This window comes from Enterobacter cloacae complex sp. IR5402 (assembly GCF_049238125.1).
GTDB lineage: Bacteria > Pseudomonadota > Gammaproteobacteria > Enterobacterales > Enterobacteriaceae > Enterobacter > Enterobacter hormaechei_C.
Window position 1 is genome coordinate 74,685 of the sequence record NZ_JBMKHO010000014.1, and the last position, 23,870, is coordinate 98,554.

The 23,870-nt window shown below is 50.9% G+C and carries 24 protein-coding genes; 14 read left to right on the forward strand and 10 right to left on the reverse strand.

What is annotated here, in order from left to right:
* Positions 1-19: 19 nt before the first annotated feature.
* From ACOTXL_RS19330 to ampH, 3 genes are all read right to left on the reverse strand, one after another.
* Positions 20-877, reverse strand: coding sequence for a class A beta-lactamase LAP-2 (locus tag ACOTXL_RS19330; protein ID WP_012477595.1), 858 nt, complete (start codon positions 875-877; stop codon positions 20-22).
* Positions 878-941: 64 nt separating this feature from the next.
* A complete protein-coding gene (locus ACOTXL_RS19335) occupies positions 942-2,672 on the reverse strand; it encodes a penicillin-binding transpeptidase domain-containing protein (RefSeq protein ID WP_032623598.1) in 1,731 nt (576 codons plus the stop codon).
* A 217-nt stretch (positions 2,673-2,889) separates the two neighbouring features.
* Complete coding sequence (gene ampH, locus ACOTXL_RS19340) at positions 2,890-4,050, reverse strand: D-alanyl-D-alanine-carboxypeptidase/endopeptidase AmpH (RefSeq protein WP_032635084.1); 1,161 nt, start codon at positions 4,048-4,050, stop codon at positions 2,890-2,892.
* A 275-nt stretch (positions 4,051-4,325) separates the two neighbouring features.
* Between ampH and ACOTXL_RS19345 the strand changes: the two genes are divergently transcribed.
* Positions 4,326-5,195 carry a LysR family transcriptional regulator gene (locus ACOTXL_RS19345; protein ID WP_022650051.1) on the forward strand — a complete coding sequence of 290 codons (870 nt, stop codon included), beginning with the start codon at positions 4,326-4,328 and terminating at the stop codon, positions 5,193-5,195.
* An 8-nt stretch (positions 5,196-5,203) separates the two neighbouring features.
* On the opposite strand, the gene ACOTXL_RS19350 is transcribed toward ACOTXL_RS19345, so the two are convergent.
* The 3 genes from ACOTXL_RS19350 to ACOTXL_RS19360 form a co-directional block, all read right to left on the reverse strand.
* Positions 5,204-5,710, reverse strand: coding sequence for a DUF6622 family protein (locus ACOTXL_RS19350; RefSeq protein ID WP_022650052.1), 507 nt, complete (start codon positions 5,708-5,710; stop codon positions 5,204-5,206).
* Between the two features lie 78 nt (positions 5,711-5,788).
* A complete protein-coding gene (locus ACOTXL_RS19355) occupies positions 5,789-6,274 on the reverse strand; it encodes a helix-turn-helix domain-containing protein (RefSeq protein ID WP_022650053.1) in 486 nt (161 codons plus the stop codon).
* A gap of 138 nt (positions 6,275-6,412) precedes the next feature.
* Positions 6,413-7,216, reverse strand: a complete 804-nt coding sequence (locus ACOTXL_RS19360) for an MBL fold metallo-hydrolase (RefSeq protein ID WP_022650054.1) — start codon at positions 7,214-7,216, stop codon at positions 6,413-6,415.
* 364 nt (positions 7,217-7,580) lie between these two features.
* Here ACOTXL_RS19360 and ACOTXL_RS19365 point away from each other — a divergent pair, with 364 nt between their 5' ends.
* The 3 genes from ACOTXL_RS19365 (at position 7,581) to ACOTXL_RS19375 (ending at position 10,455) form a co-directional block, all read left to right on the forward strand.
* A complete protein-coding gene (locus ACOTXL_RS19365; RefSeq protein WP_022650055.1) occupies positions 7,581-9,128 on the forward strand; it encodes an EAL domain-containing protein in 1,548 nt (515 codons plus the stop codon).
* Between the two features lie 119 nt (positions 9,129-9,247).
* Positions 9,248-9,880 (forward strand): LysE family translocator, encoded by a 633-nt coding sequence (locus ACOTXL_RS19370; protein WP_022650056.1) that lies wholly within the window; start codon positions 9,248-9,250, stop codon positions 9,878-9,880.
* A gap of 179 nt (positions 9,881-10,059) precedes the next feature.
* On the forward strand, positions 10,060-10,455 hold the full coding sequence (locus ACOTXL_RS19375; RefSeq protein WP_022650057.1) for a hypothetical protein: 396 nt from the start codon (positions 10,060-10,062) through the stop codon (positions 10,453-10,455).
* A gap of 164 nt (positions 10,456-10,619) precedes the next feature.
* On the opposite strand, the gene ACOTXL_RS19380 is transcribed toward ACOTXL_RS19375, so the two are convergent.
* From ACOTXL_RS19380 to ACOTXL_RS19390, 3 genes are all read right to left on the reverse strand, one after another.
* Complete coding sequence (locus ACOTXL_RS19380) at positions 10,620-10,787, reverse strand: hypothetical protein (RefSeq protein WP_154591405.1); 168 nt, start codon at positions 10,785-10,787, stop codon at positions 10,620-10,622.
* Positions 10,788-10,800: 13 nt separating this feature from the next.
* Positions 10,801-11,370 (reverse strand): AAA family ATPase, encoded by a 570-nt coding sequence (locus tag ACOTXL_RS19385; RefSeq protein WP_022650058.1) that lies wholly within the window; start codon positions 11,368-11,370, stop codon positions 10,801-10,803.
* Between the two features lie 215 nt (positions 11,371-11,585).
* Positions 11,586-12,713, reverse strand: coding sequence for a multidrug effflux MFS transporter (locus ACOTXL_RS19390; protein ID WP_022650059.1), 1,128 nt, complete (start codon positions 12,711-12,713; stop codon positions 11,586-11,588).
* Positions 12,714-12,814: 101 nt separating this feature from the next.
* Here ACOTXL_RS19390 and ACOTXL_RS19395 point away from each other — a divergent pair, with 101 nt between their 5' ends.
* A complete protein-coding gene (locus tag ACOTXL_RS19395; protein ID WP_022650060.1) occupies positions 12,815-13,600 on the forward strand; it encodes an AraC family transcriptional regulator in 786 nt (261 codons plus the stop codon).
* A gap of 1,074 nt (positions 13,601-14,674) precedes the next feature.
* Here the strand turns inward: ACOTXL_RS19395 and repA are convergent.
* Positions 14,675-15,541: a plasmid replication initiator RepA gene (gene repA, locus ACOTXL_RS19400; RefSeq protein WP_022650061.1), complete on the reverse strand. Its 867-nt coding sequence runs from the start codon at positions 15,539-15,541 to the stop codon at positions 14,675-14,677.
* Between the two features lie 762 nt (positions 15,542-16,303).
* Here repA and ACOTXL_RS19405 point away from each other — a divergent pair.
* The 9 genes from ACOTXL_RS19405 to ACOTXL_RS19445 all read left to right on the forward strand — a co-directional run bounded on the left by ACOTXL_RS19405 (position 16,304) and on the right by ACOTXL_RS19445 (position 23,869).
* Complete coding sequence (locus ACOTXL_RS19405; RefSeq protein ID WP_265937801.1) at positions 16,304-16,987, forward strand: helix-turn-helix transcriptional regulator; 684 nt, start codon at positions 16,304-16,306, stop codon at positions 16,985-16,987.
* Between the two features lie 452 nt (positions 16,988-17,439).
* The gene (locus ACOTXL_RS19410; RefSeq protein ID WP_022650064.1) at positions 17,440-17,700 is read left to right on the forward strand and encodes a helix-turn-helix transcriptional regulator; all 261 of its coding nucleotides are present in this window, start codon (positions 17,440-17,442) and stop codon (positions 17,698-17,700) included.
* Between the two features lie 285 nt (positions 17,701-17,985).
* Positions 17,986-18,495 carry a transcription termination/antitermination NusG family protein gene (locus ACOTXL_RS19415; RefSeq protein ID WP_032623570.1) on the forward strand — a complete coding sequence of 170 codons (510 nt, stop codon included), beginning with the start codon at positions 17,986-17,988 and terminating at the stop codon, positions 18,493-18,495.
* A 234-nt stretch (positions 18,496-18,729) separates the two neighbouring features.
* Positions 18,730-19,401, forward strand: coding sequence for a hypothetical protein (locus ACOTXL_RS19420; protein WP_022650066.1), 672 nt, complete (start codon positions 18,730-18,732; stop codon positions 19,399-19,401).
* Between the two features lie 21 nt (positions 19,402-19,422).
* Positions 19,423-20,049 carry a hypothetical protein gene (locus ACOTXL_RS19425; RefSeq protein WP_022650067.1) on the forward strand — a complete coding sequence of 209 codons (627 nt, stop codon included), beginning with the start codon at positions 19,423-19,425 and terminating at the stop codon, positions 20,047-20,049.
* 73 nt (positions 20,050-20,122) lie between these two features.
* The gene (locus ACOTXL_RS19430; protein ID WP_022650068.1) at positions 20,123-20,629 is read left to right on the forward strand and encodes a hypothetical protein; all 507 of its coding nucleotides are present in this window, start codon (positions 20,123-20,125) and stop codon (positions 20,627-20,629) included.
* A gap of 14 nt (positions 20,630-20,643) precedes the next feature.
* Complete coding sequence (locus tag ACOTXL_RS19435) at positions 20,644-21,741, forward strand: toxin co-regulated pilus biosynthesis Q family protein (RefSeq protein WP_032623573.1); 1,098 nt, start codon at positions 20,644-20,646, stop codon at positions 21,739-21,741.
* A complete protein-coding gene (gene pilM, locus ACOTXL_RS19440; RefSeq protein ID WP_022649971.1) occupies positions 21,741-22,178 on the forward strand; it encodes a type IV pilus biogenesis protein PilM in 438 nt (145 codons plus the stop codon). Before ACOTXL_RS19435 ends, pilM begins: the two co-directional genes overlap by 1 nt.
* A 14-nt stretch (positions 22,179-22,192) precedes the next feature.
* Positions 22,193-23,869, forward strand: a complete 1,677-nt coding sequence (locus ACOTXL_RS19445; protein ID WP_022649972.1) for a PilN family type IVB pilus formation outer membrane protein — start codon at positions 22,193-22,195, stop codon at positions 23,867-23,869.
* The last annotated feature ends 1 nt before the right edge of the window (position 23,870 follow it).

Sequence of the window (23,870 nt, forward strand, 5' to 3'; positions counted from 1 at the left end):
CAAATCCACTGTAAATATATTACCAGTTCTTAATTACTGAATCTCCGATCCCTGCAATATGCTCGTTGAGTTCATTCATAGATGAATGAGTATTTGTAATATACAGGACTACTATACGAGATGGCTTGCCTCCGGGGCCCAACAGTGCAACGATGCCCCGAGATCCGTGATCACCTGCTCCTGTTTTATCCGCTATCATCCAGCCAGCTGGCAGTACAGAGCGGAACAGAGGCCCGCCGACTTTATCTTCCTGCATCCAGCTTATTAATTTTTTTCGAGATTTTTCTGTAAGTACACTTTCGTTTAACAATTTTTGTAGCGTTTGAGCCATCGCTGCCGGAGTGGTGGTATCACGCTCATCGCCAGGCTTCGCCTCATTAAGGCTGGGTTCGTGTCGATCAAGCCTTGTATAACTATCACCAGTGCTACGCAGAAAATGAGTTAATCCCTCCGGCCCGCCAATAGTTGATAGCAATAAATTTGCAGCAGTGTTATCACTGGTGGTAATGGCAGCATTGCATAACTCAGAAACCGTCATTCCATCTGCAATGTGCTGACTGGTTAGTGGAGAATAGTCGTCCAGGTCATGCTTATTATAGGTAATTCGGCGTTCAAGTTGTTCAAGCCCTTTATCAACACGTACTAATATTGCTCCACATAACAAAACTTTGAATGTGCTCATCATAGGAAAACGTTCTTCACGGCGATGACTACTCAGAACCTTCCCGGATAAAAAGTCTATTTCAGTAAAACCAACCCGACCTTTGATATGGTCTTCTGTGCTTTGTATTGTATCAGTAACATTGACTGGTGTAGATAATGCTGGAGTACACATTCCAGCCAGTAAAGAGATTATAATAAGGCGGATCTTTTTCATATTAATATCCTTTTTAAAATTAAGTTAAGTAATAATAGATAAATAATGAGTAAACAGGCTCTGTTCAGCCGGACTGTCGGTGTACCACCGGAGCACGTAAAGCATCCGGTGCAATCTTCAGCCGGGTAAGCACCGGACCGATAATCTGGCCGAAGACAGGCGCCGCCACTGAGCCACCAAAATGCTGTCCCGCTTTGGGATTGTTAATAACCACAACCAGTGCCACTTCAGGACGGCTCGCCGGCGCGACGCCTGCCGTATAGGTAATATGCCCCCCGTCATATTTTCCACCGGCACCTAACTTCTCTGCGGTTCCGGTTTTTATTGCCAGACGGTAGCCCGGTACAGCTGCCCTTACGCCACTTCCGCCGGGTAACACATCACTTTCCATCATTCTGATTACAGCATCGGCAAGCTTCGGGTCCGCCACCTGCTCACCGTACACCGGCGCGGATAACCGTGTAACGGATAACGGATGATAAACGCCACAGGCCCCGAGAGTGGCATAGGCTCTGGCTAACTGGAGCGGGGTTACCCGGAGGCCGTAGCCAAAAGCGAAGGTGGCGCGCTCAATATCAGCCCATCGATGGCGACTGAACGGAAAGTAACCAGTACTTTCACCGGGAAGGCCCAGCCCTGTCGGTTTTCCCAGCCCGAAGGATGAATACGTTTTTACCAGCGCATCCGAAGGCATCGCCAGGGCAATATGTGAAACTCCGGTATCACTGGATTTCTGAAGTATGCCGGTCGGCGTCAGCGCCGGCCAGTATCCCACGTCCCGGATAAGATGGCCGTCAACCCTGAACGGCCTTGTGTCAAGAAGCGTGCTGCTGCTGATAATATGGCGGCGCAGGCCTTCAAGAATGACGAAGGGTTTAACCGTTGAACCCGGCTCAAAGCTGTCATTAATCGCCACGTTACGCATTTCAGCGGAAGTGGCACCGGAAAAACGGTTGGGATTAAACGACGGATAGGATGCCATAGCCAGAATTTCGCCGGTGTTTACGCTGACAAGCACCGCAGCGCCTGACTGGGCGTGATGTTGCTCGACCCCCTCCCTTAACCGGCTGTAAACAATATACTGAAGCACACTGTCAATACTCAGCCTGATCGCCGGTGCAGTTTCCGGAGCGTCATACTGGATCACGCTGATGACGCCCCCCCTGGCGTTTTTGCGTATTTTTTTCACCCCGAAGTCCTTTCTCAGAACGGTGTTAAAGCTCTGCTCAATACCACTCAGCCCTCTATTTTCGGCACCGGTCACACCAATGAGCGAGGCTGATGCCTCACCCAGCGGATAGTAGCGATTTTCATTGTATTTCTGACTTATGCCCGGCAGATGCAGCTGTGACACGGCCCTGGACAATGACAGGGGCGACTTTTTCTTCAGAAACAGGAATTCCTTGTCCGAATTATCTTGAATAGTTCTGCGAAGTTCCTCAGGCGTGATATCCAGCAAGTCGGCCAGAAAAGCCCATCTGGCTTCCGCGAAGTCCGGATGAGCGGCAGCGATGCGTTTTGGATCAGCAATGATGTCACGTGCCGGCACGCTCATGGCGAGAACAACGCCGTAACGATCGGTCAGGGTTCCGCGCTGTGCTGGCAGTGCAAGTGTCCGTACGGATCGACGGTCAGCCGCATTTTCCAGGACAGCGTGGTCAAAAAGCTGAAGTCCGGTGAGCCTGGCAACCAGCACGATAAAGATTAATGCGATACCGGCAAGAAGAATATTATATCTGACGTTGCTGAATCCCTTCTCAGGTGATGACGGGCGAATACTTTGTTTATTTTTCATCGCGGAGTTTTTTATCATTTTCGCTGGAGTCTGCTCCCCTTGCAGCAGGCTGCCTTACAGAGCCTCATGCTGCAGGGGAGCAGAAAAAATCGACGCCAGAAGCGGTATATTCAGTGCAGGTGTAATTCTGCGTGGAACCGGGTTCTGGCGAAAACCGGCCATATTTCCGCTCACAGCGCCCGGTCTTTTGCTGAGTCAGATGCTGCCAGCCGACCCGTTATGAAGCCGGACTGACGCGTTCCCCGTGAGCTGCTTTTAACAGGAGCGGGATAAGGCTGTTCGTTTCACGCGTTAAGGTTGAGAACATATCCAGATCCACTTTTGTCACAGAGACAAAGATCCCCGTTTTCTCGCCGGGCACCAGAACCATATAACTCATAAAACCGCCGCCGCCGCCGGTTTTTTGGATCATTACCGGGGAGTCAACCGAAGGCCGGATAAAGACCCAGCCCATTCCCAGCCCCTGCGCTTTCCCGGCTAAATCCAGACCCGTAATGGATTTAAGTTGCTGTCTCTGTACATACATGGCCTGCTGAACGGCCCTGAGCGCTGGCTTATCAGAATGACGGATATTCAACAGATGCTGCATCCAGCTCGCCATGTCCCTTGCGGTGGAATACATCCCGCCGTTGCCGGCGGCTGCCGTCGTGTCCGTGCAGGGACCGGCAGGATCGATGCCAGAGCCTTCCATGAGCCGCTGACACTGAGCCCCGTCAGGCTGGGTGGTGGTGTCTTTCATACCCAGCGGGCCCGTCACATTTTCCCGCATAAGCTGCAGGTAGGGTTTTTTACCGGCAGCTTCCATAGCATCGGCCAGCAGATCGTATCCGACATTAGAGTACTGCGCCTGTTCCCACGGCGCGGTCAGGGTCGGCTTCTGATTCAGCCAGCGCCAGCGGGCAGGCCTGTCCGGCCAAGTGAACGGAGCTGCGCCGGCAGGAGCCTGGCCCGGGATAAGCCGCGGCAGCCCGCTGGTATGTGTGGCAAGCGAAAGCAGGGTAACGGGATTTCCATGGCTCACCTCAGGGACCGTCATCCCCGGGGGAGCATATTTCTGAAGCGGGTCGGTCAGCCCGAGCGCTCCCTTATCGGCAAGCTTAACCAGCAGCTCTGAGGCCAGAATTTTTGACATAGAGCCGACCCTAAGCAGCGAGTCGGGCGTAGGGCTGGTATGGTTGCCTTTAGCCGTTTCACCATAGGCGTGATACGTCACCTGACCATTCTGAATAATGGCCATGACCATAGCCGGAGGATTAGTGTCATGAAATATCTGTGCAGACTTCTCAGCAATTTGCTGCTCGGTGGTCAGCTGGCCAGCATTGACATAACTGGCGGCCAGCAGAGTGGCCACGGCCAGAAACAGTGATTTTCTCTTCATCCGGAATTACCTTAAAGATGTTTTTTAGCGAGCTGAGTACCGAAAGACTATTGAATGCTTTTGGATGTATTCAAAATGTTGTTTCGCAGGCAAACGCGAATGATACTCAGACAGAAATAAAAAGTTAAAATACGGTTTAATTAATATTCAGTGGCGCAATAAATTAATAACAAATATGGCTCACCGGTCAGGTGAGCGGGATTATGTTGATAATCCGGAATGCTGGCAAACAATAAGAATTTGTATTAATTTAAAGAAAATCTAAAGGATGTGCTATGCGAAAAAACCCTCCCCTGAAAGCCCTCAAATCTTTTGAAGCTGCCGCCAGGCACCTCAGCTTTACCCGGGCCGCGAAAGAGCTGTTCGTTACCCCAGCCGCCGTCAGCCAGCAAATAAGAATTCTTGAGGAGCGTCTGGGTATCACGCTTTTCAGACGACAGTCCCGCAGCCTGGAGCTCACAGAGGAAGCCGCGATCCTCTATGACGGACTGCACGAAGCGTTCCGGACTATAGAAAATATTTATCATCAGTTTGAAGGCGGGGAATATAAGGAAGTCCTGACGCTGGGCTGTGTAGGCACGTTTGCCCTTGGCTGGCTTGAGGCCAGGCTGGGGCGTTTCCAGACGCTTCACCCCCATGTGGATGTCCGTCTGCGTATTAACAATAATATCGTCAATATTGCTGCAGAGGGGCTCGATCTGGCTATCAGGTTTGGTACCGGGATATGGCCCTCAACCAATAATGAAAAAATATTCGACGCGCCGTTTGGCGTGCTGTGCGACCCAGAAATGGCCGGACGGCTTCGTGCACCCCGGGATTTGCTGAACGAAAGGCTGCTTCGTTCTTACCGGATGAATGAATGGGAAGACTGGTTTCGTGAGGCCGGGGAGGACGTCGCCGGCATCAGCGGTACGGTCTATGACTCGTCAGGACTGATGATCCAGACCGTCATACATACCGGCGGCGCGGCGCTGGTTCCCCTGAATATGTTTACACGGGAGCTCACATCCGGGCAGGTTGTGCAGCCCTTCGAAACGGTTGTCAATGCCGGCAGCTACTGGCTGACATATTCAAAATCCAGAATCATACGCCCCGTAGTCAGAACCTTCAGGGCCTGGCTTCTCAACGAAGCTCATAGTGATTAAACTATCGGTCAGACAAGTCTTTTATTGTACCACGGGAGAAAAATCCTTAACGTGCCTCCCCAGAATACACCATCAAACAGTCCGGTGAGCCCACCCATCAGCATGCAAAAACTCGCTGACGCCGCAAGACCGGGCTGCAGGAAGATGGCTGAAGTAAGAATGAATTTTGTACAAAAAGTAATAACAATCATTCCCAGCGTCAGCGGCGTCCCGGCCCTGATAACCCTGCCCGGGTTGCCTGAATCCTGCAGGGGAGGTTGTGATCCCCACATCCAGTAGCCGAGTGCTCCTCCCGCGAGTAATCCTGCGATCATCATGGTGAGACTTACCCCTGCCCTTTCTGTTTCAGTCATAATTCCGTAGCCTCCCCAGACAAGAAACACTACCGGGAGCAAAAAAAGCCGTCCGGTTTTCATTTCCCTGTCATAAAGGGCGGTAAAACCACGACGAAGTAAAAAAGCCAGCAGGAGCCAGACCCAGATCGGTACATGACTGAAAAATTCAGACAGGTTCATGGTTTTTCCTTTCCGTTTATTGATGATTACATTTAGCCGTAGAGAATTGCTCCAGCGTTTTACTTGATTGACCCCAGGTTATTTTCCTTTTTTTGTGCCCGGACGGAGGAGATTATTCAACCTGCGCTGTTGCCATGACTTAAGCCGATCGTGAATAACAAACACCCTCAGCCCCCTGAACATAACAAGGCTGCCCCATATGGCGGTCACAACGAGGGACCAGTAGCTTTCCGGAGTCAGCAGATAGTTGATAACCATCATTGCGGTACATGTCAGAAGAGCCGTTGCGAGTATCCGCCAGAACGTCATTTCCCGGGCAACCTGGGCTCTGGCATCACTGATACGTTCATCCAGCGCGTTGACGGCATCCCCGTCCTCTTCCGAGAGCTCAGATACGCTGACGTCAAAGGCAGAGGCAAGCGCACTCAACGTTTCAAGACCAGGTTTCTGCCCTTTTTCAGTGCGCTGAACCGTTCTGACAGAAAGCGAGGCGACTTCTGCCAGCTGCTCCTGAGACCAGGCCTTCTTCAGGCGAAGGGCTTTCACTTTCTCTGCGACGGTCATCGATAACCTCATGTATGTTTGTAGCGGCTAAGATATTCGCATTTCCTGCCCGCACCGTAAACGACACGGGCCTGACAGAAAGACGACACAAGGGCGACAGACGCTGCCTGAATGACGGGATAAGCCTGTATCACAGACTTACTCTTCAAAAATAACGGTATCTCCGCACGCTACAGGATGCGTATTCCTGAGCCACAGTTTTCCCCATCTTCCGGTGCAGTGGCAGCCCAGAACATGCTCAGGTGCGAGCTCACGCAAAAATGCTTTCAGCCTTATCAGCCTGAGCGGTGACGCTGCCCGCAGATGAAATCCCCCGATAAGGGCGTAGACGCGGTTTTCTCCCGTAATGTTCACGCAGTGGCGAACGGTGTTCTCCAGCCCACGGTGGCCACACCCGGTCATAATGACCAGCCCGCGGGACGAGCGCCAGATAAGTGCGCCTTCGTCAGACACATAATCAGGCGTGGCGTTCCTGTAATCGGTATAACCCCAGGGCTCCGGGCTTTCCACGGGGATTTCACCACTCCAGACAAAACGTCCCGCCACGACGCGCGGGGTTTTGCTGTACTCCACGTCAAGACCGCAAAAACGCTCCACGACCGAAAGTTTCTTAAGAGGAATGACCTTTCCCGGCAGCCTGACAGCGGCATACCTTTCCCGTAATACTCCGGGATGACAGATAATCCTCGTCCCTGGGTCAAGAGACGTTATTCCGCCGCTGTGATCGTAATGCCCGTGTGATAATACAACCGCGTTCAGATCTGTCAGCGGCTCGTTGATTAGCCTGGCGTTGTGAGCAACGGTTTCATCCGGGCCGGAGTCAAACAGTATCCGGCTCTCTCCGTCGTCCAGGAGGATGGAGAGGCCTGCACGGGACTGCATTCCTGCAGCCGCGTGAGGCGACAGATGGTTTTCGACCAGAATGGTCATTTTGAGTGCCACAGGTCAGTTCTCCCTTAGCGGTTAATTACCCCATTGTCCCGACAGCAGCGCTGTTACGTGTTTCAGGGCGGCATTTTTCTCACTGCAGCAGATAAAGAGTTATCAGCATGCCAGCCCGCCACATCATGCTCCCCGATAGCAGCCAGATTTCAGCAGTGACAACGAAAATGAGTGATGCTGTCAGAACGATATCAACCCGGTTAAAAAAATAATTAACCTCTTTAAAATCTGCGCTTATATTCATTACAGAGTACATCCCGCTGCGTGCACCTGCTTAAATAACCCTGAAACGTAAAGGGATTAATGATTATCACGTCACTAAACAGTGATAGTGTATTCATGGAAAGACCCCAAAGGACGAATAATGAAATTACGAAAAAGGGCGCTGGCTGCCGGAATTATCGTACCCGCAATCCTGGCTACACTGCTGTCGTCAGGGATGGCCTGGCGCCAGCTGAGCAGGGACACGTCCGTGACGGCAGACATACTGATGAGCCAGGTCGACCACATCACGTCCATTGCCCGCCATGCAAGCCTGGTAACCGCCAGGCTCGCCACTCAGCCCTGTGAAAGCGTCCTGCAGCAGATGACGGAGAACGGCGCCCTCACGCCCTACATCCGCAGCACCGGGCTTATACGGGATGGTAAAGTAATCTGCTCCTCCGTGACCGGAGCCAGACAGCAAAGTGCCGATGAGATTTTTGGTGTTGCCGTTTCAGTACCCACAGGGAAGATAAACGTTATCGCCACGGAGGGGACCAGCAGCGTGCCCGGGCACGTGGCTGTTATCTACGCTTATGGCGCCGGCAACCGGACGACGGCATTCAGCGTGGTGGATGCCCGATACGTTACGGACCTGATGGACTCCCTGGATGATGAGAATCATTCGGTTCAGCAGCTCAGGTTCAGTGATGGCCCCGTCATTTCCGGGCAGGAGAAAATCTCCCCACGTGTGAAAGTGTTCACAGCTGAGTTCCACTCTGCCGCGAGTCAGGCGCAGCTTCAGGTTCTTACACCGACGCTGTCGCTTCGCCATTACATCCTGCGTAATCTGCTTTTCCTCGGTCCCCTGTCCCTGCTACTGACCCTGGCCATGCTGTACATGTGGCATCGCTGGGATTCTAGAAAGATGTCTCTGGCGGAAGAAATCAGGAAAGGGATGGCAGACGGCGAATTCAGCGTGCATTACCAGCCGGTCTGTGACACCGCGACTGGTGCCTGCTCCGGCGCCGAAGCCCTGATGCGCTGGCAGCGTACTGACGGTAGAAGCATTTCACCGGTGGTGTTTATCCGGGCCGCTGAAGAGGAAGGTCTGATTGTCAGCCTGACGCAGCATCTCTTCAGCCTGATAGAAGACGATGTCAGGGCATGGCAGGTGACTGACCCCTTCCATCTGGGCGTGAATATCGCAGCCCCTCACCTGACGGACCGGTCGTTTACCGCTGACGTACTGAGACTGTGGGTTTCTCTCGATCCCGCTTTTCGACTGGTGCTGGAAATTACCGAGCGCAGCCTGGTTGAGGACACTGAAGCGGCATCAGCGAAACTTCATGAGCTACGCCAGAAAGGCTGTCAGGTGGCCGTGGATGATTTTGGTACGGGCTACTGCTCGCTGAGCCTGCTTCAGAGCCTGCCGGTGGATTACCTGAAAATTGACAAAATATTCATCGACAGCCTGACGTCGGCCGGTGCGGACACGCCGGTACTGGACACCATTTTGGGCCTCAGCAGACGGCTGGGGCTGACCACCATTGCCGAGGGCGTAATGGCCGCACATCAGGCTGAATGGCTGATAAAAAATCAGGTACCTTACGTTCAGGGTTATTATTATGCCAGACCCATGCCGGCTGCCGCGTTTTATCAGTGGTACCGGGAGCAGGGCGTGAGACTGAAAGACGACGTTATTGCGTAAGATCAATATTAACCGGATTTTCGCCTGTTTATGTCATGGCGTTGATGTTACATGTATCTCCTTCTTTATATTTTGAATGAGTGATGTCACACCATTTTCTAACTTCAGCCGAGGTCAGCATGATTATTTCCAGCCTGATAGCGATTGCCACCGTTCTGACAATGGGGGTTATCAGCCCGGGTCCCAGTTTTATCTATGTCGCGCGGAATGCGGTCGTCCACTCCCGACGCCACGGGCTTGTGACCGCTCTCGGTACCGGCGTGGGCGCTGCCATTTTTTCGCTGGCCGCCATGCTCGGCCTGCAGAAGCTGCTGCTCATGGTTCCGGAGCTGTTCATGGTGCTGAAAGTTGCGGGCGGGGCCTATCTGTTATGGCTTGCTGTTAAAATGTTCAGGGACGCAACCCGGCCTCTGTATCTGGCGCTTGACGGCGATAAAAATGACGGCAGGACGCTGATGATGACGTTCCGGGATGGCTTACTGACGCAGCTCAGTAACCCTAAAACAGCAATCATTTTTGCATCGATCTTCAGCGCCCTGCTGCCTGAAAATATCCCGGCCCTTTTTTATGTCGCGATCCCGCTGATGAGTTTCCTGATTGATTTTGGCTGGTACGCGATCGTTTCGCTCTGCCTGTCCTCCGAAAGACCGCGCAGGGCTTATCTTCGTCTGAAAACCTCAGTCGATCGGGCATCATCCGCGGTTCTGGCAGCACTGGGTATGCGGCTGATTTATTCCTCCTTTGTTAAATAACAGGACCAGACTGCTTTACCTGTCAGCAGGGTAAAAAGGCTCATAACTGATGAAAAATTTCACAATGCAGAAAGAATGAACTGCAACCTGTGAGATATTTGCCCTGCTTTCCTCAGATTGTCAGGGCTTTTTTTGCGCGATTTAATCAGATTAAAAAGTATCTGTAAGGAATTGATGTCATGATGAAAAATATTTTAGCTGCATTAACTGTTTTCATATCGTTTTCGGCAATGGCTGAGAAAAGGAATATACACAATGAGTGCTCCTTTAGAGCCGCTACGCTTTCGGATATGGTGGCGCTGTATAAAGAGAGGCAATGCAGCAAAAATCAGGCTAAGCAGTTCATCCATGAGGTGGCGACCGGTGAAACTCAAACTCTCAACAGCTGTATCCCAAAAAGCAGATACAAAAACCCAGACTTCATTGATGGCAATAACTTTGAAAAGTGGTCTGATTCTTTAATTGAGAAAATATGGTCCAATACAATGAAAGGCCCTGACAACTACGGTACTTTTATGGATGCGTGCATGAAAAATCCTGACAAGTATATCGGCGGTCAGTGGCTCTACAAATGACATGTGCAGGTTCAATTCATCGCTGAGGGCACATCGGCTAAACCAGCACCGTATATGGTGTCAGTAACCATTGCTGGCGTAGATAAGGCTGGATGACACAATCCAGTCAGTAAGGGGATGATCATGAGAGGATTTTTTAACAGATTAATAGCAACCTTTTAAAGTTAAGTTTGTGTGATAACAAATAAATTCTGAACAAAAAGGATCTGTTCAGCCGGACGGTCCGGTACAACCTTCATCCGGATAAGTACCGGACCGATAATCCGGTCGAAGACTGGCGCCGCCACTTGAGCCACCAAAATACTGTCGCGCTTTCGGATAGTTATAGCCATAACCAGCACCACCTCAGGAGGGCTCGCCGTGGTGATGCCTGTCGTACAGGCTGGATAAAATAATTTCAGCCCGCTCTTCCGGCCCGCAAAGCGGTAACCTGATGAGGTTATAGCCGCATCTGCCGTAGGCCTCAGCCATTGCATGGTACGTCTGAACCGCTTCCCCGAATGACTGCTTACGCTCCGTATCCTGTACGTAGATGTCTTCCCATGGCGGCGCGATGAACACGGTATGAGCATACCGGAACAGTTCAGTCGCTCTCTTCATATGGGGCGGCACCGGCAGATTACAGAGCGTAAGATAGCCAACTATATCCGGCAGCCCACGGTCAAAGAAAAATGGCGTTTCGCTTTGAGCAGCTTCATGCCACGAGCGTAACTCCCAGTTCAGCATCAGCCCGGCGAAAGCTTCCCTGTCCTTCCAGGGCAGCGCATTTCCGCCGATCGCCACCTGGTTCCGTATGATTGCGCGTCCGGCCTCAGCTGCCGTCGGATAACCTTTTGCGCGCAGGGAATTCAGCAGCGTGCTTTTACCTGACCCCGGTCCGCCGGTAATAATAATTCTTTGGTTTTCAGAATACATAAAAGCGTTCCTTTTCGGAAAAAACAACACACTGATGTTGGATACTTCATAATGAAAAGATGAAGACATCATTATACCGGTGCCCTACAGATAGCCTGCAAGCAACATTTTGCACCACTGATTTCCGTTCCCTGCAGATAAAACGTGTCGTCGTGTCTCACTTAATATATCCACGACGCCCGGGCTTTGCATTACAGGCGCTTCCGCCTGTCGGTTCACCCACGTGACACACTGCACAAAAGAGACATAGCAGCACAGATTGTCAGAACCAGTCCCAGTTGCTGCACCATGCCGGCGAGCCCCAGCATCATTCCCAGTAATAAGTAATAGCTCAAGCCGAATAATGCTCCCGCAGCTCCGGTCTGTTCGCGATAACGGTGCAGCGCCTGGCTCAACACGTTGGGTATCGCTATGCCATAGGCAATTACAGTTCCGGCTACCGGTATAAGTATCCACGCCGAGTGCTGCAACCACCAGGCAGCAACACCGGAAAGCAGAGCCAGTGTACATGCATGACGTACCAGCTGTTCCGGTGTTATACCGGTTGTTAACAGTCTCCGGTTCAGGAGGCTGCCCGAGAGTGAAGCAAGTGCCAGTAATATCCCCGTCCATCCGAATGCCCTGGAGCTCCACCCCAGCAGCCTGAAAAGAAACGGAGCCAGGCTGTAATAACTGAACAACATTGTATTCAGCAGGGCTACGAGTATTGCATTTTTCCAGAGCATACCGTCCCGGATCATGCGGGACGCCAGACCGCTCCCCCGGATTCTGAGCGTGTTCTCTGGCCGCGTTTCCGGCAGTAAAACTGCTGCCAGTATTAGCAATATTATCGCCAGTGATGCCAGAGCAATAAATACGCCGGTATGGCCGTACAGACTTACCAGCCAGCCTCCACTTACCAGACCGAAAACCGGACTCAGTGCAAGCGCCGCTCCCATGACGGAAAAGACGCGGGCCAGTGAGGTTGATTCATAACTGTCCCTCAGCATGGTCTGCACTACAACAGACCCGGCGGCAGCACCCGTGGCTGCCACCATACGGGCCAGCAGTAATACGCTAAAATCGGTGGACACAATTGCCATTACAGATCCCGCTCCGTAACAGATGAGTCCAGCCATGATGGCCGGACGTCGTCCGAACCAGTCACTCAGCCAGCCCCACAATGCCACTCCGGCAGCAAAGGAGAAAAAATAGACTGAAAGCGTCTGAGCAGCACGCTCGCTGCTTACCTGAAAAGATCTGGCGATATCTGGCAACGCAGGGCTGTATATAGTTTCTACCAGTTGTGGAAACATAATAAGCAGCGTCAGCAGCCACAGGGGAGGGCGAATAATACTATTCATAACAATATCCAGAGAAACAGAAAACTGGAGGGCATTATTGCTGAGACGATAATGTCTTATTATAATAATAAGGACTTTAAATACTAAATATCAGACATTTTATGAAAATTAGCCCCGACGATAGTTTCGATCCGGATAGTTTTAGTGAGCCGGTAATCGGAATTGCGTCCGATTTAGGTGTACACGATTCAGGACAACACAGTCACCTTCGTCATCAGCTGCTCTTTTCAGCGTCGGGGAGCATCACAATTGAACTTGAACAAACCCTGTGCCAGCTTCCCCCCCGCCGAGCAGCCTGGATCCCTGCAGGAACAATTCATCGCGCCATGATGCGTGGTGTGCTGGCCTATCGTTCCCTCTACTTTTCAACCACGCTTCCGTTATCTCTACTGCCACTGCAAATAGTCGAGGTTAATCCCCTGTTTTTTGAAGTCATAGAACGAATGGCATTCTGGCCATGGGGAATGCTGGCAGAGCAACAGGCCAGTCTCATTAACGTTTTCTGTGAAGAAATACAGACTGCACGCACAGAAAACTGGACATTACAGCTCCCCTCAGACGCTCGCCTGAACTTATGGCTGGATGGAGTACGTACGGGCGAATTACCCCCACGCCTTGGCCAGTTGTCCCAACAGATTGGTGCATCTGAGCGCACGATAAGCCGGGTCTTTATCAGAGATACCGGAATGAATTATCAGAACTGGCGGCAGCAGTGGAGGCTGCTAAAGGCAATGGAAATGCTGTGTGACGGATGGCAGTTAAGCTATGTGGCGCAACAGCTGGAATTTGTCAGCGACAGTGCATTCATCACGTTTTTTCGACAGCATACAGGTACGACTCCAGCACGTTATTCACTTAAGAATATTGCTGAAAAAAGTCCCCGCTGACGGTGATAAATCAATAAAAAAACAATATCCTAAGTTTTTGTATTTTCTATTAAGGTCGATTTTTGACCTCAACGTACAATAATTTTCGATATCCAAACTGGCCCCAATAAATGCGCCGAAGGCGCATGAAGGCGCCCTCTGTCGCTGAATACTGCACCTCCGTAAATGGCGCCGTAGCCCGGCGCAGCCGGTATCAGTTTTGATAGGTTCCACCAATCCATCACTTCGCCCTGCTAAGCCATAACCCGCAGACAGGCGGCACAGGAAATGATGTGCGCCGTCGGAGTGGTCACGACAAGGCTTCGCCGCAGTCGGGGCGTATCTCCGCGTTAGCGGGCCGTTAGGACCGCTTACGGGCGTGTTGCACAGGGTCTGCCGGAGGTGTGAATTAAAGCGGCTCGGGTTCTAGTTACAACATCCATCATTAAAAGCGATGTTGTTCCGGGCCTTCGGCCCGGGCGGCGGCGCTTTTCAGTGGTGGGTTTTTTGTGGGGAGCTGAGGATCCTAGGAGTAAGTGGTCGACTGTTGCTGTTGTAACGTTCTGAACCCTGCCCGCCATTTTTGGCGGGTGCTAACTCTAGGCGCAAAGCGCCTGAACCGAACCGGCGCGGACTTTGTCCGCTGCAAGGGCGGGCGTTATACACATGTCCACAGGACAGGTGGCGAATAGGTTTTATTTTTAAATGTAAGTAATGACTGAAGTTTAAAAGATAGGAGATCAGAAGTTTAAAAGGATCATCGCGGTTTGTAGAAATTCCTTATTGTGGTTTAAAAAGCATCCATCCAGTAGCTTATCACTTTAGCCTCTTGTGGTTTATGTGGATAACTGGATGAAAACCTAAAAGCGGTGAAATATTGGGCGTTCGGTCACAGAAATATGCGGGCAACAAAAGAAGAATTTTGGTTAAGTTTAGAAAACCCGGCATCAGCAGGACATGTTTGTCATTCAGGTCCCCGACGGGGGCCTGAAACAGGGGCTGAAGAAGGTTAACACGGCAATAAAAGCCGAAAAGTGGGCAGGCGTAAACCGATGCCAGGGCACCAGATTCAAAAAGGCAGCGTATTAGCTGGCGTTAGGTTGTGACCAGCAATGCATCACCAAGTCGTGCGTAATGGCCACGCGAAAGCTTCATTCGCTCCGAGACACGGCGTTCTATCTCTGCCCGAACCGCATCAAGATTACCGAAGAAGCGGCCTTTCCTGATTTCTTTTTGGATTTGCTGGCGAACCAGCAGCTCGATCTCTTTGCGCGTTCGCGGAGCGTCCTTACGCGCCCTGTGACGTTTCATGCCGTGTTCATAGCGTGACTTGTGGTACTGACGGAAGCGTTCACGAACGAATGACCAGGCCGCACTGATAAGTTCATCAGCACCGGCGCGAGGAAGCCCTTTCTTCTCACGCTGCTTATTTTCCCACTCAATACGGCTGCGGCGCGCAGCAGCAACGGCTTCTTCAGACACCCCAAGCACCTGCCACATCAACGGTGTGAAAGTGATGTCTGTGGGGATATTACAGCCAATTTCTTTATCGTATTCGGTGTTATAGGTAATGAGGTTCAGCTGAGCGAGAAACTTCAGGGCACCCGTCAGACGGGTGATCGACAGACGTTTTTTTTCTGTGGCCAGTCCGCAGCGAATGCTCATGGTAGTGAGCGATGAACCAACGCGATTAGCAAGGGGATTAAAATAGTGACACATTGCCTGTACGGATGCTTCCAGTGCCCGTATGCGTAACACTGGCGGGCGCTTTTTGCGCTCACCACGGGCGATCAGCATAGCAACCAGTGCCTGGAACTCTGCACGCTCAGTGAAGCCAACAGCTTTCTCGCGAATTTTTTCACAGAACGGAAGGGTTTTCTTTCCCTTTTCAGGAATGAAAACTGGATTCGGATTTTTTACCTGACGGTAAAGTGTAGTGGTTTCGGAATTCTGCTTACTCACCACTTCCTGCGCTTATGTTGCACAGAAGGAGTAAGTACGGAATCTCTTGTCTTTTTTCGCGCACGGGTTATACTCCCATACAGAAGCAACAACTTCTGCATGATTTGTTAAGGACCCCGTTAATCTCGCGATGCCGCCAAGTATCTAAGATTATCGGGGTTTTTGCTTTTCTGGGCTTTGCTAACTAACCACCCAGAACCTGCCACCTTCTTCGGCGTGACAACCTAATAAATTCATTTAGAACAATAAGTTCTCCGACTTTATCACCACAACAATGCAGGATCAATTTTTAGGATCTATCCGGCAGCAGGATCAAACATCACCTCTGGAGCGATGCGCTTCTGCGTCTCGTTTTAAGCTTTCGAACAGCTCAAGTGGTACAAGATAAAATGCCGGCGCGCTACGGTTCAGAATAGCAATAGCATCACCCTCTGCTGACTCGACAGTCCCTAACGGATCCCTTTTGAACTCCGTGATACCAGCGACTTTCGTGCAATGTATCGGATGTGCCATAACTCCTCCTGATTTACAGATAGCACCTACGAATTATTGTATCGTAGCATACAATCAGACACTTAAAAGCATCATTAACTAATATTATGATCGCAGATCAAATCCAGTTAAGTGTCGCCTTACATGATATAGTACATCAACACACAGAATATATCTCTAAATTTCAAATACATACGGCTCTTAGTGGATGATGTCTAAACTCGTTTCTTCAAAAAAAAATTCCAACTCGCTCCCCAGGTTTTAAACCTGATATCCAACAGCAGAGAACCGATGACAATCAAGAACGGCAATCTGCAGTATGTAGCGGTAAACCAAGCTTTTCTTCGATTATTAAAACTCCCCAACGATTATCCGATTGTAGGAAAAACGTTGGACCAGCTCCCTACCTCCTTAGCTTACCTCTCACAACGAATACATAAGCAGGAGGAACTCGTTATGGAACATGAAGATAAGTTTTCTTCAATCGTTACGCATCCAATAGGTGAGAGCAACTCCATACATGCCCTATGCTTCGAATCTAGACCCTATTACGACGATGACGGGATCTGCTCAGGAACGATGCTTCAAGTTAGGCCTGTTGATATTTTTGGGCCAGACAGCTTGCTATCGGGAGACGTTCCCAAATCGTTGGTATACAGGGTACCGTCTGAGATATTCACAAATGCTGAATGGGAGGCCATCTTCTTAATCTCTCTAAAATACAGCAGGAAAATGATGTCTCGAATATTAGGAACCTCTCTTAAAGCGGTAGAACACAGAATCAGCCGATGCCTGCAGAAAACCGGGACCTCGTCTGGAGCCGAACTATTAGACTTTTGCAAAAAGAATAACTGGGATGCATATGTTCCCCCTCGTTTTTTAAAGCCTCGGTTTCGACTATTCAGAGCTGCTCCTGATGCGTATCTAGTTGACTCATCACTAAGCAGACAGTAGTCTTCAAAGGTCACAGTAAATCCTGTGATCGGGCGTGAGAACCCGTATCTACACGTGCACATAGACACGCACAAGCGTGTTTTTTTGTGTACTGAACCAGCACATCTTCGTAATGGCGGTTCAGGTAGGGCAACCGTAAGGTTGGCCGGTACCGTGTAGGCCGGTTTCTCACCCCTGCCTGGGCTGCCACCAGAGCGTGAGAACTCCTTGGTAGCCGACATAGTATCTACACGGGAGCTTCATCTATGATGTGCAAGAACCTATCAAAAATTTCTATATCCCCCTTAGCAAATGAACATGCCTTTATAGGCCTAGCTGCTAAAGCTCACCCTCATCAGAAATCCTTCGCCCATACCACATGTCGCGACAAGGTCCATGGGGTTTCTCCCCATTAAAGGGGATGCATATTGCGCGTAAATTTACTACGTATAGATTTGCTAGGGGACTTAACGATGATTAATGAAAACACTATTAACGCCCTGCATAGCGTATTTCCTGAGCTTTCCAGAAAACAGTTAGAAATCGTTACTCTGTATGCTCACGGTAATGCATATGAGACAATCGCTGACATTTGCAATATTTCTGTTGAGACAGTCCGCTCGCATCTGAAGCGAAGTACTAAAGCTCTGAACTTAAAAAGTAACGATGCAATGCGTGCAGTTATATTGTCACGCTCATACTTTTTCATGATTTCATTGATGATCACAAATTAATCAAAAAATGCACCCTTGAGGGTGCATTTTTAGGATTCAGCCTATTTACACTTTACTTCATTATACAGAGAAACAAAAATACGCACAGTTCCTTAAGTATTGCCGCCAATTTTACTTAAGGGACTAACCTACAAGAGCATCCTGAGCCATGAAGGCGCTCGAACTACAGCATGCAAACTTAAGTGTTTGTTAGTAAGACTGTTTCGCCTTCATGGTTGAGTATGTTCGACCCCATTGAACTTGAATTATCCTTTCATGGATCAATTCTGCGCGAAGCGTTCAAAAATGAATATTGAGACTGTATGTAACCAACAATGGTATCTTGCTCTCTATATTACCGGGGGCAAAAACCGCGAGAACTTATTCGACTGGCTACACGACAGGAGAATAACTCCATGGACACCTTTATCCTTAACGCAAATACGGCGTGCGGATGCCCCGCATGTTTTCAGAAAAAGGATCTCGGCCGTTTTCCCAGGATATTTCTTCCTTAAGGCAGATTTCGAATCACAGAAAATAGATATGATTCGGGCGCACTCTGCATTCTGCGACTTTGTGAAATTCGGCAGTAAAATTGCCCCTGTGAATACAAGGGTAGTCGAAGCATTAATGAAGAAATACCCCGACCCGACTCATCACCCTGCTGCAAGAGCTGAACTCGAAGCGGCATCAGATATCTGGCTGACAAAAAGCCAATACAAACGCCTTACGCAGTTAGATAAAACGGATCATCCCATATCCCGGACTGCAATGCTGTTCGATATGATCACCCATGCTGATGCGTGGGGATTTTAAAATGTACTTAACCGAGCCTCTTAAGCTGGTTCAAACCAGTTTTACACCATCCCTTTAGTTTCCCCCGTTCACGGGGGCTTTTTTTCACCGTTTTCCGGCAATGACGTCTGGGCTGGCCCTGCCCAATGAACACCCTCTGTTCCTGTAGCCAGCCTGCTTTCAGGCTTCTTTCATTCTGGCGGAATGAAGGTACAGACGTCATTGCCAGAAACCGGAACCAGAGAGAGACAAACCATGCAATCCACCCAGGAACAGGTCAGCCATCTCTTGTGGTGCATTCTCGTAGCCTTACGTACGGCAGTCGAAAACCATCACATAACCTCAGAGCGTGGCAAACGTAGATTCATCACAGAATGGCTAAGCGGAGCACGAAGAATACCAACATTCAAAGGGATGAGTAGCGAGTTTATGACTATCCGGCAGTTGCTCGAAAACGAACGAAATCGTCCCATTGATGACGTCCTGACTGCGCTCTGGACCAACGCTGTTTCAACCGGGAACTGTGATCTGTTTCGTTTTCGGGCAGTTCTTAATTCACTTCTCGGCCTTGGCTGGAAGCACTGCCTTTGCCCCTGGCCTGAGCAGGTTGTAACTGAAATCATGGAACGCCAGCGAAATCGTAAGAACCACATCCTACAGTTCACCCGTATGGAAGAAGCATTTACCGCGACAGGCTCAATGGCTTCCCCCGTCACGCTTCAACTCCTCCTGAAAAAAAATGAAGATGATGAGGTAGAAAAGTCTTTCTATCTCGATCGTTTCTCTGTTGTCCGTGGCCGCGATATCTCACTACCCAAAGCCACTCTTCGCACACTCTATATCGGACATCACACACTGCCGGAGTCAGCATGGGGTGCCCGTGAAGGCGTCCGCTACGGAGATGTATGGCGCCCTGACCTTCATTAATCTTTTTGCCGAGGCTTAATCATGAAAACGCATACATTGGGCGTGCTATGTTCCCTGCTGGCGTTATATGGCTGCAACGGAGCTACTACTTCAAACCAGGCTCATCACCGTAATGAAATCGGGCAGTATCAGAAAAACGAAACTGCATACATTCCTGTCAGAGCCAGTATTTACGAGCTTTCCACTCCCGTAACGCCTGAACTAAAGGAATTGCTTGAACAGCCAGGTGCAAAAATATCTTTAAGACCGGTCAGCGCTTCACTGGGAGACGAACTCACGGAACTGGTCGCTAAAGGGGACGTCAGACTGCTCTACGATATGTCAGGAGTCACAACCAACAACAAGGCATTACTTTTCTCTGTTTCAAATTACTCCGCTCAACAACACGCAACGACAGGGGAGAAGAAGAAAGAAAATGTCGTGGATGATCTCTCATTAGTGATAACGCCGGCTCTTTCCGCAGACTCTGCATTAATGCAGATGACCGTAGAGCTTTCCCGGACCACTGGCAGCTCAAAAAATGAATATTCCCGTTACGCTATCAACTTCCGACAACTTCTCAGATTAAAAGGTGGACAGAAGCTCAGTGTTGCTCTTCCCCTCAATGACGAAACGAACCGCCTCATTATCATCTCTCAAAAAACATAACCGTCCCGACTCGTCACTTCCTGCTCCCTTTCATACCTGTATTTCACTAACAACTAACTCCGGAGTAAAAAACATGAAACATATTACCCTTGCCGTATTGCCGCTTATCCTGAGCGCCTGCTCATCCTCACAGCCCGATCAGCGTATTGACATTACTCACGGCAAACCAGCCTCTGTCCAAAAAGTGGTTTCTCTCAGGATGGATGCGCCGCTCAGCCAACCTGTTACTTTCGACAACTCAGACAGCGTACGCTATGTAAATTCGGTCACTACGGAAGATGGGAAAATCGTCAGTAAGGAATACCGCACTCTCTCTTATGGAACCACGGTCAGGGCTGTCGTCAGCGATGCAGGGGATGACAAACAACTCGTTTCACTGGCGGTACGACACGCCTGCCATCCCGAATTATCAAAACTCTCAGCTGGCTCAGCCGAGGAAGGGATAGACCTGCCCTCGCAAAATTACATAACTCAACAGCAAAAAATTCTGATAGCGCGCGGAGACGATGTTCTGATCAGCGGTATCGGTTTTGACGCGAACTGTGCTTTTCCACGTATTACCGTTCACCCCACCGAATAACCCCGGGGATCATCATGAAAAAACTTGCCCTGCCCCTGTTAATACCGTCGCTGTTAAGCAGTTGCGCGGGATTTAATAACCGTAACATTGCTCCTGACACACCTGCGCTCGTGTTTGTCGACGGCCAGATCAGCGATAGTGCCGATATCATTACACAGACACAGCGGCGAATTGCGCCTCCGGCGGCCACTCCCGTTCCCGTACGCCAGCCGACATCTGTAGCGGTAACATCGCAGACCTCCCCGCTGCCGCAACCAACAATGATGGCCTCCTCCGCAAAACAAGTCAGCTCAGTGAGCCCCATCATGAATCCAGCGCTGCCGGCACTCACATTTACCGGCACACCAGGTCCCGTTGCCGTTCTGTCATTATCACAGGTGCGTAACCTCACTTTCGAACAGTGGGTCAGGCGCATCATTCCGACTGGCTGGACGCTGAACTATGAGAATGCCCTGCGACCTGTACTGAATACCCGTATCGTCTCGGTCGACACCAATGACCAGTGGACCAGGGTGCTCAACCGTCTGCTGACAGAGCAATCCATCCAGGGTCAGCTGGACTGGGATCGTCATGCCGTCACATTGCAGCGAAAGGGGCAAACCGCTCAGATGACCGTCCCTGCACTGTCCACTGGAAACCTCCCTGCGCCGCCACAGGCGTCTGGCGCGCCGAGAAATCCGTTCAGCGGACCGGAGGTGACCCAACCCATACCGACGGCAGCGGTTAAAACCAGCACATCCTCTGTAACAACAAAACCGATGAAGGCACCAACAGCGGTAGTTAAAGCACAACCAGCCACCGGGGAACCAGTCGCACCTGTGGTTCAGGGTAAAACCTGGCTGGCGCCATCGGGAACGACTCTTCGGGAAATGTTGATGAAATGGGCGCAGGATACCCGCTGTGAATCAGGCGCATCATCGCACTGGACGGTTATCTGGCCAGTATCCGTGACGGATTATCGGCTTGACGCACCACTGACCTTCCGCGGCTCATTTGAAACCATGCTCGGTCAGATGTTCGACCTTTACCGTTCAGCACAGAAACCGCTTTATGCTGAAGCTTCCCGCATGCAGTGCGTGGTATCTGTCACAGACACTCCGGCAGGTCGGTGATGGGCTGGGTCATACTGGCAATCAGCATGATATTTTTCCTGATTGTCGGTGATATAGATTCGCAACAAAATCAGACCAGCCGGACTGCAATACAGACGCAGAGCGGCCAGCTTTATGCCTCCCAGATCCTGACTATCGCCAACCGCGTTAACGACTGGCGTTACAAAACTGGCCAAACGAATGGCACAGTTCCAGTTGACCAGCTGGGTCTTCCCTTTACTCCCGACGCCCGGATCCAGTACCGGTTACTTCAGAGTAGATTGTGGGTCTGGATGCCGGAACAAGCTGGACTCGTTGATGCCTTACGGGCACAGAGTCGCGGTTCGGCACTCATCGGCACCATGAGAAGCGGCCAGTTAATCTGGCTTTCCGGTCTGGCCACCGGGCTCACGGCTCCACAGGGCGTTCCTGAAGGCGCTGTGGTTTACCTCAACTAATCCGGATTTCCCCCATGAAGAAAACCCTTTTGCGGCGCCTGCTGATGGCGTCCTGCTTTGCCATGCTCGCAGGTTGTACCTTCTCTGAAATCAACAAAATGCAGACTAAGGCACAATCTGACGCCACGGTAGCCCGCGCACAGGCACAGCTCCCGCGAACACAACATCAACAACCACTGACCTGGACGGAGCGTCAGTGGATTAATCCGAGTCCTATCCCGGTCGCCGTTCGTGAACGGAACCACCAGGCTCCGTCATGTAATATCACCCAGGCAAAAAATACTATTACGCTACAGGAACTGGCACAACGCATCACCGCGCTGTGTGGAACCCCCGTTATTTTTACTCCTGACGCCCTTGATATCAGCCAGAGCAGCGTCAGTACCGGCGTCACACGCCAGATGAGTGGCACACTACCACCACCTGATGACAGCGGTCGGACGCCACTGGCCAGTCTGGGGGGCGTAACTTCTTTGCCGACTGGAGGAACCAGCCAGCCCCTGAACCTTACCGGACTGATGTGGCAGGGAGACCTGGGCGGACTTCTGGATCTGATGGCCAGCCGTAGCGGTCTCTACTGGCGAATGGATAATGGAACTATCGTGTTCTATCTGATGGAAACCCGGACCTATTCGCTGGCCATGCTGAACACTAAAACGTCCAGCACGTCGAGCGTCAGCTCAGGGACGACCAGCAGTATGGGAGCCACCAGTGGTACAGATAACTCCGCCTCCGGCGAATCCACAACCTCCCAGAGCACAACCACGGGGCAGGAATACGATTTGTATGCTGATCTGCGAAAAGCTGTGGAGTCGATGCTGACCCCGAACAAAGGTCGCTACTGGCTGTCCTCCTCCAGCTCATCACTGATTGTGACAGACACGCCGTCAGTACAGGCCGCTGTGGCCCGTTATGTGAACGAGCAAAATCTCATCATGAACAGACAGGTAGCCCTGAATGTTGAAGTCCTGAGCGTCGGTAACTCACGAAACGAAGATTTCCGGATTGACTGGAACCTGGTGTACAAGTCACTGCACTCTGCTGGCGCCACGCTTAACAACGCGACAGGGGATCTCACTGGTGGTATTTCTGCCGGCGCGTCCATTCTTGATACCGCTACTGGTAATGCCGCGAAGTTTGCTGGCTCCAGCCTTCTGCTGAAAGCATTGTCAGAACAGGGCGATGTCAGCGTCGTCACTTCTCAGTCCAGTACCGTGACTAACCTGACGCCCGTGCCTATTCAGATGGCAGATCAGACGGTCTATGTAGCGCAGTCGGCTACAACGACAACCACCGATGTCGGCGCCACCACAACGCTGACGCCTGGGATGATCACCACCGGTTTCAACATGACCCTGTTACCGTTGATTCAGGAAACAGGTAACGTTCAGCTACAGGTAAACTTCAACCTGTCAGATCCACCGACCATCCGTAACTTCACGTCAAAAGACGGGAACTCTTACATCGAGATGCCATATACCAAACTGCGCTCTCTGAGCCAGAAGGCAAATCTCCGGGCCGGGCAATCGCTGATCCTCACTGGTTTTGATCAGAACAATACCTCCGTCAATAAATCCGGCACCTTTACGCCAGGGAACCCGCTCCTGGGCGGAAGTCAGTCAGGTAAAAACGAACGGACCACTCTGGTCATCGTGATCACACCGACATTCCCGCAAAGTTCCGGAGGCTGAA

Bases quoted from the DNA above. Each gene is read 5' to 3' on its own strand.
- ACOTXL_RS19375 (WP_022650057.1), top strand. From the start codon at position 10,060: ATGATGAAAAATATTTTAGCTGCATTAACTGTTTTCATATCGTTTTCG.
- pilM (WP_022649971.1), top strand. From the start codon at position 21,741: ATGGGCTGGGTCATACTGGCAATCAGCATGATATTTTTCCTGATTGTC.
- ACOTXL_RS19385 (WP_022650058.1), bottom strand. From the start codon at position 11,370: ATGTATTCTGAAAACCAAAGAATTATTATTACCGGCGGACCGGGGTCA.
- ACOTXL_RS19420 (WP_022650066.1), top strand. From the start codon at position 18,730: ATGCAATCCACCCAGGAACAGGTCAGCCATCTCTTGTGGTGCATTCTC.
- ACOTXL_RS19415 (WP_032623570.1), top strand. From the start codon at position 17,986: ATGAATATTGAGACTGTATGTAACCAACAATGGTATCTTGCTCTCTAT.
- ACOTXL_RS19335 (WP_032623598.1), bottom strand. From the start codon at position 2,672: ATGAAAAATAAACAAAGTATTCGCCCGTCATCACCTGAGAAGGGATTC.
- ACOTXL_RS19395 (WP_022650060.1), top strand. From the start codon at position 12,815: ATGAAAATTAGCCCCGACGATAGTTTCGATCCGGATAGTTTTAGTGAG.
- ampH (WP_032635084.1), bottom strand. From the start codon at position 4,050: ATGAAGAGAAAATCACTGTTTCTGGCCGTGGCCACTCTGCTGGCCGCC.
- ACOTXL_RS19345 (WP_022650051.1), top strand. From the start codon at position 4,326: ATGCGAAAAAACCCTCCCCTGAAAGCCCTCAAATCTTTTGAAGCTGCC.
- ACOTXL_RS19380 (WP_154591405.1), bottom strand. From the start codon at position 10,787: ATGGCTATAACTATCCGAAAGCGCGACAGTATTTTGGTGGCTCAAGTG.
- ACOTXL_RS19410 (WP_022650064.1), top strand. From the start codon at position 17,440: ATGATTAATGAAAACACTATTAACGCCCTGCATAGCGTATTTCCTGAG.
- ACOTXL_RS19390 (WP_022650059.1), bottom strand. From the start codon at position 12,713: ATGAATAGTATTATTCGCCCTCCCCTGTGGCTGCTGACGCTGCTTATT.
- ACOTXL_RS19425 (WP_022650067.1), top strand. From the start codon at position 19,423: ATGAAAACGCATACATTGGGCGTGCTATGTTCCCTGCTGGCGTTATAT.
- ACOTXL_RS19370 (WP_022650056.1), top strand. From the start codon at position 9,248: ATGATTATTTCCAGCCTGATAGCGATTGCCACCGTTCTGACAATGGGG.
- ACOTXL_RS19365 (WP_022650055.1), top strand. From the start codon at position 7,581: ATGAAATTACGAAAAAGGGCGCTGGCTGCCGGAATTATCGTACCCGCA.
- ACOTXL_RS19430 (WP_022650068.1), top strand. From the start codon at position 20,123: ATGAAACATATTACCCTTGCCGTATTGCCGCTTATCCTGAGCGCCTGC.
- ACOTXL_RS19355 (WP_022650053.1), bottom strand. From the start codon at position 6,274: ATGACCGTCGCAGAGAAAGTGAAAGCCCTTCGCCTGAAGAAGGCCTGG.
- ACOTXL_RS19330 (WP_012477595.1), bottom strand. From the start codon at position 877: ATGAAAAAGATCCGCCTTATTATAATCTCTTTACTGGCTGGAATGTGT.
- ACOTXL_RS19445 (WP_022649972.1), top strand. From the start codon at position 22,193: ATGAAGAAAACCCTTTTGCGGCGCCTGCTGATGGCGTCCTGCTTTGCC.
- ACOTXL_RS19350 (WP_022650052.1), bottom strand. From the start codon at position 5,710: ATGAACCTGTCTGAATTTTTCAGTCATGTACCGATCTGGGTCTGGCTC.
- ACOTXL_RS19435 (WP_032623573.1), top strand. From the start codon at position 20,644: ATGAAAAAACTTGCCCTGCCCCTGTTAATACCGTCGCTGTTAAGCAGT.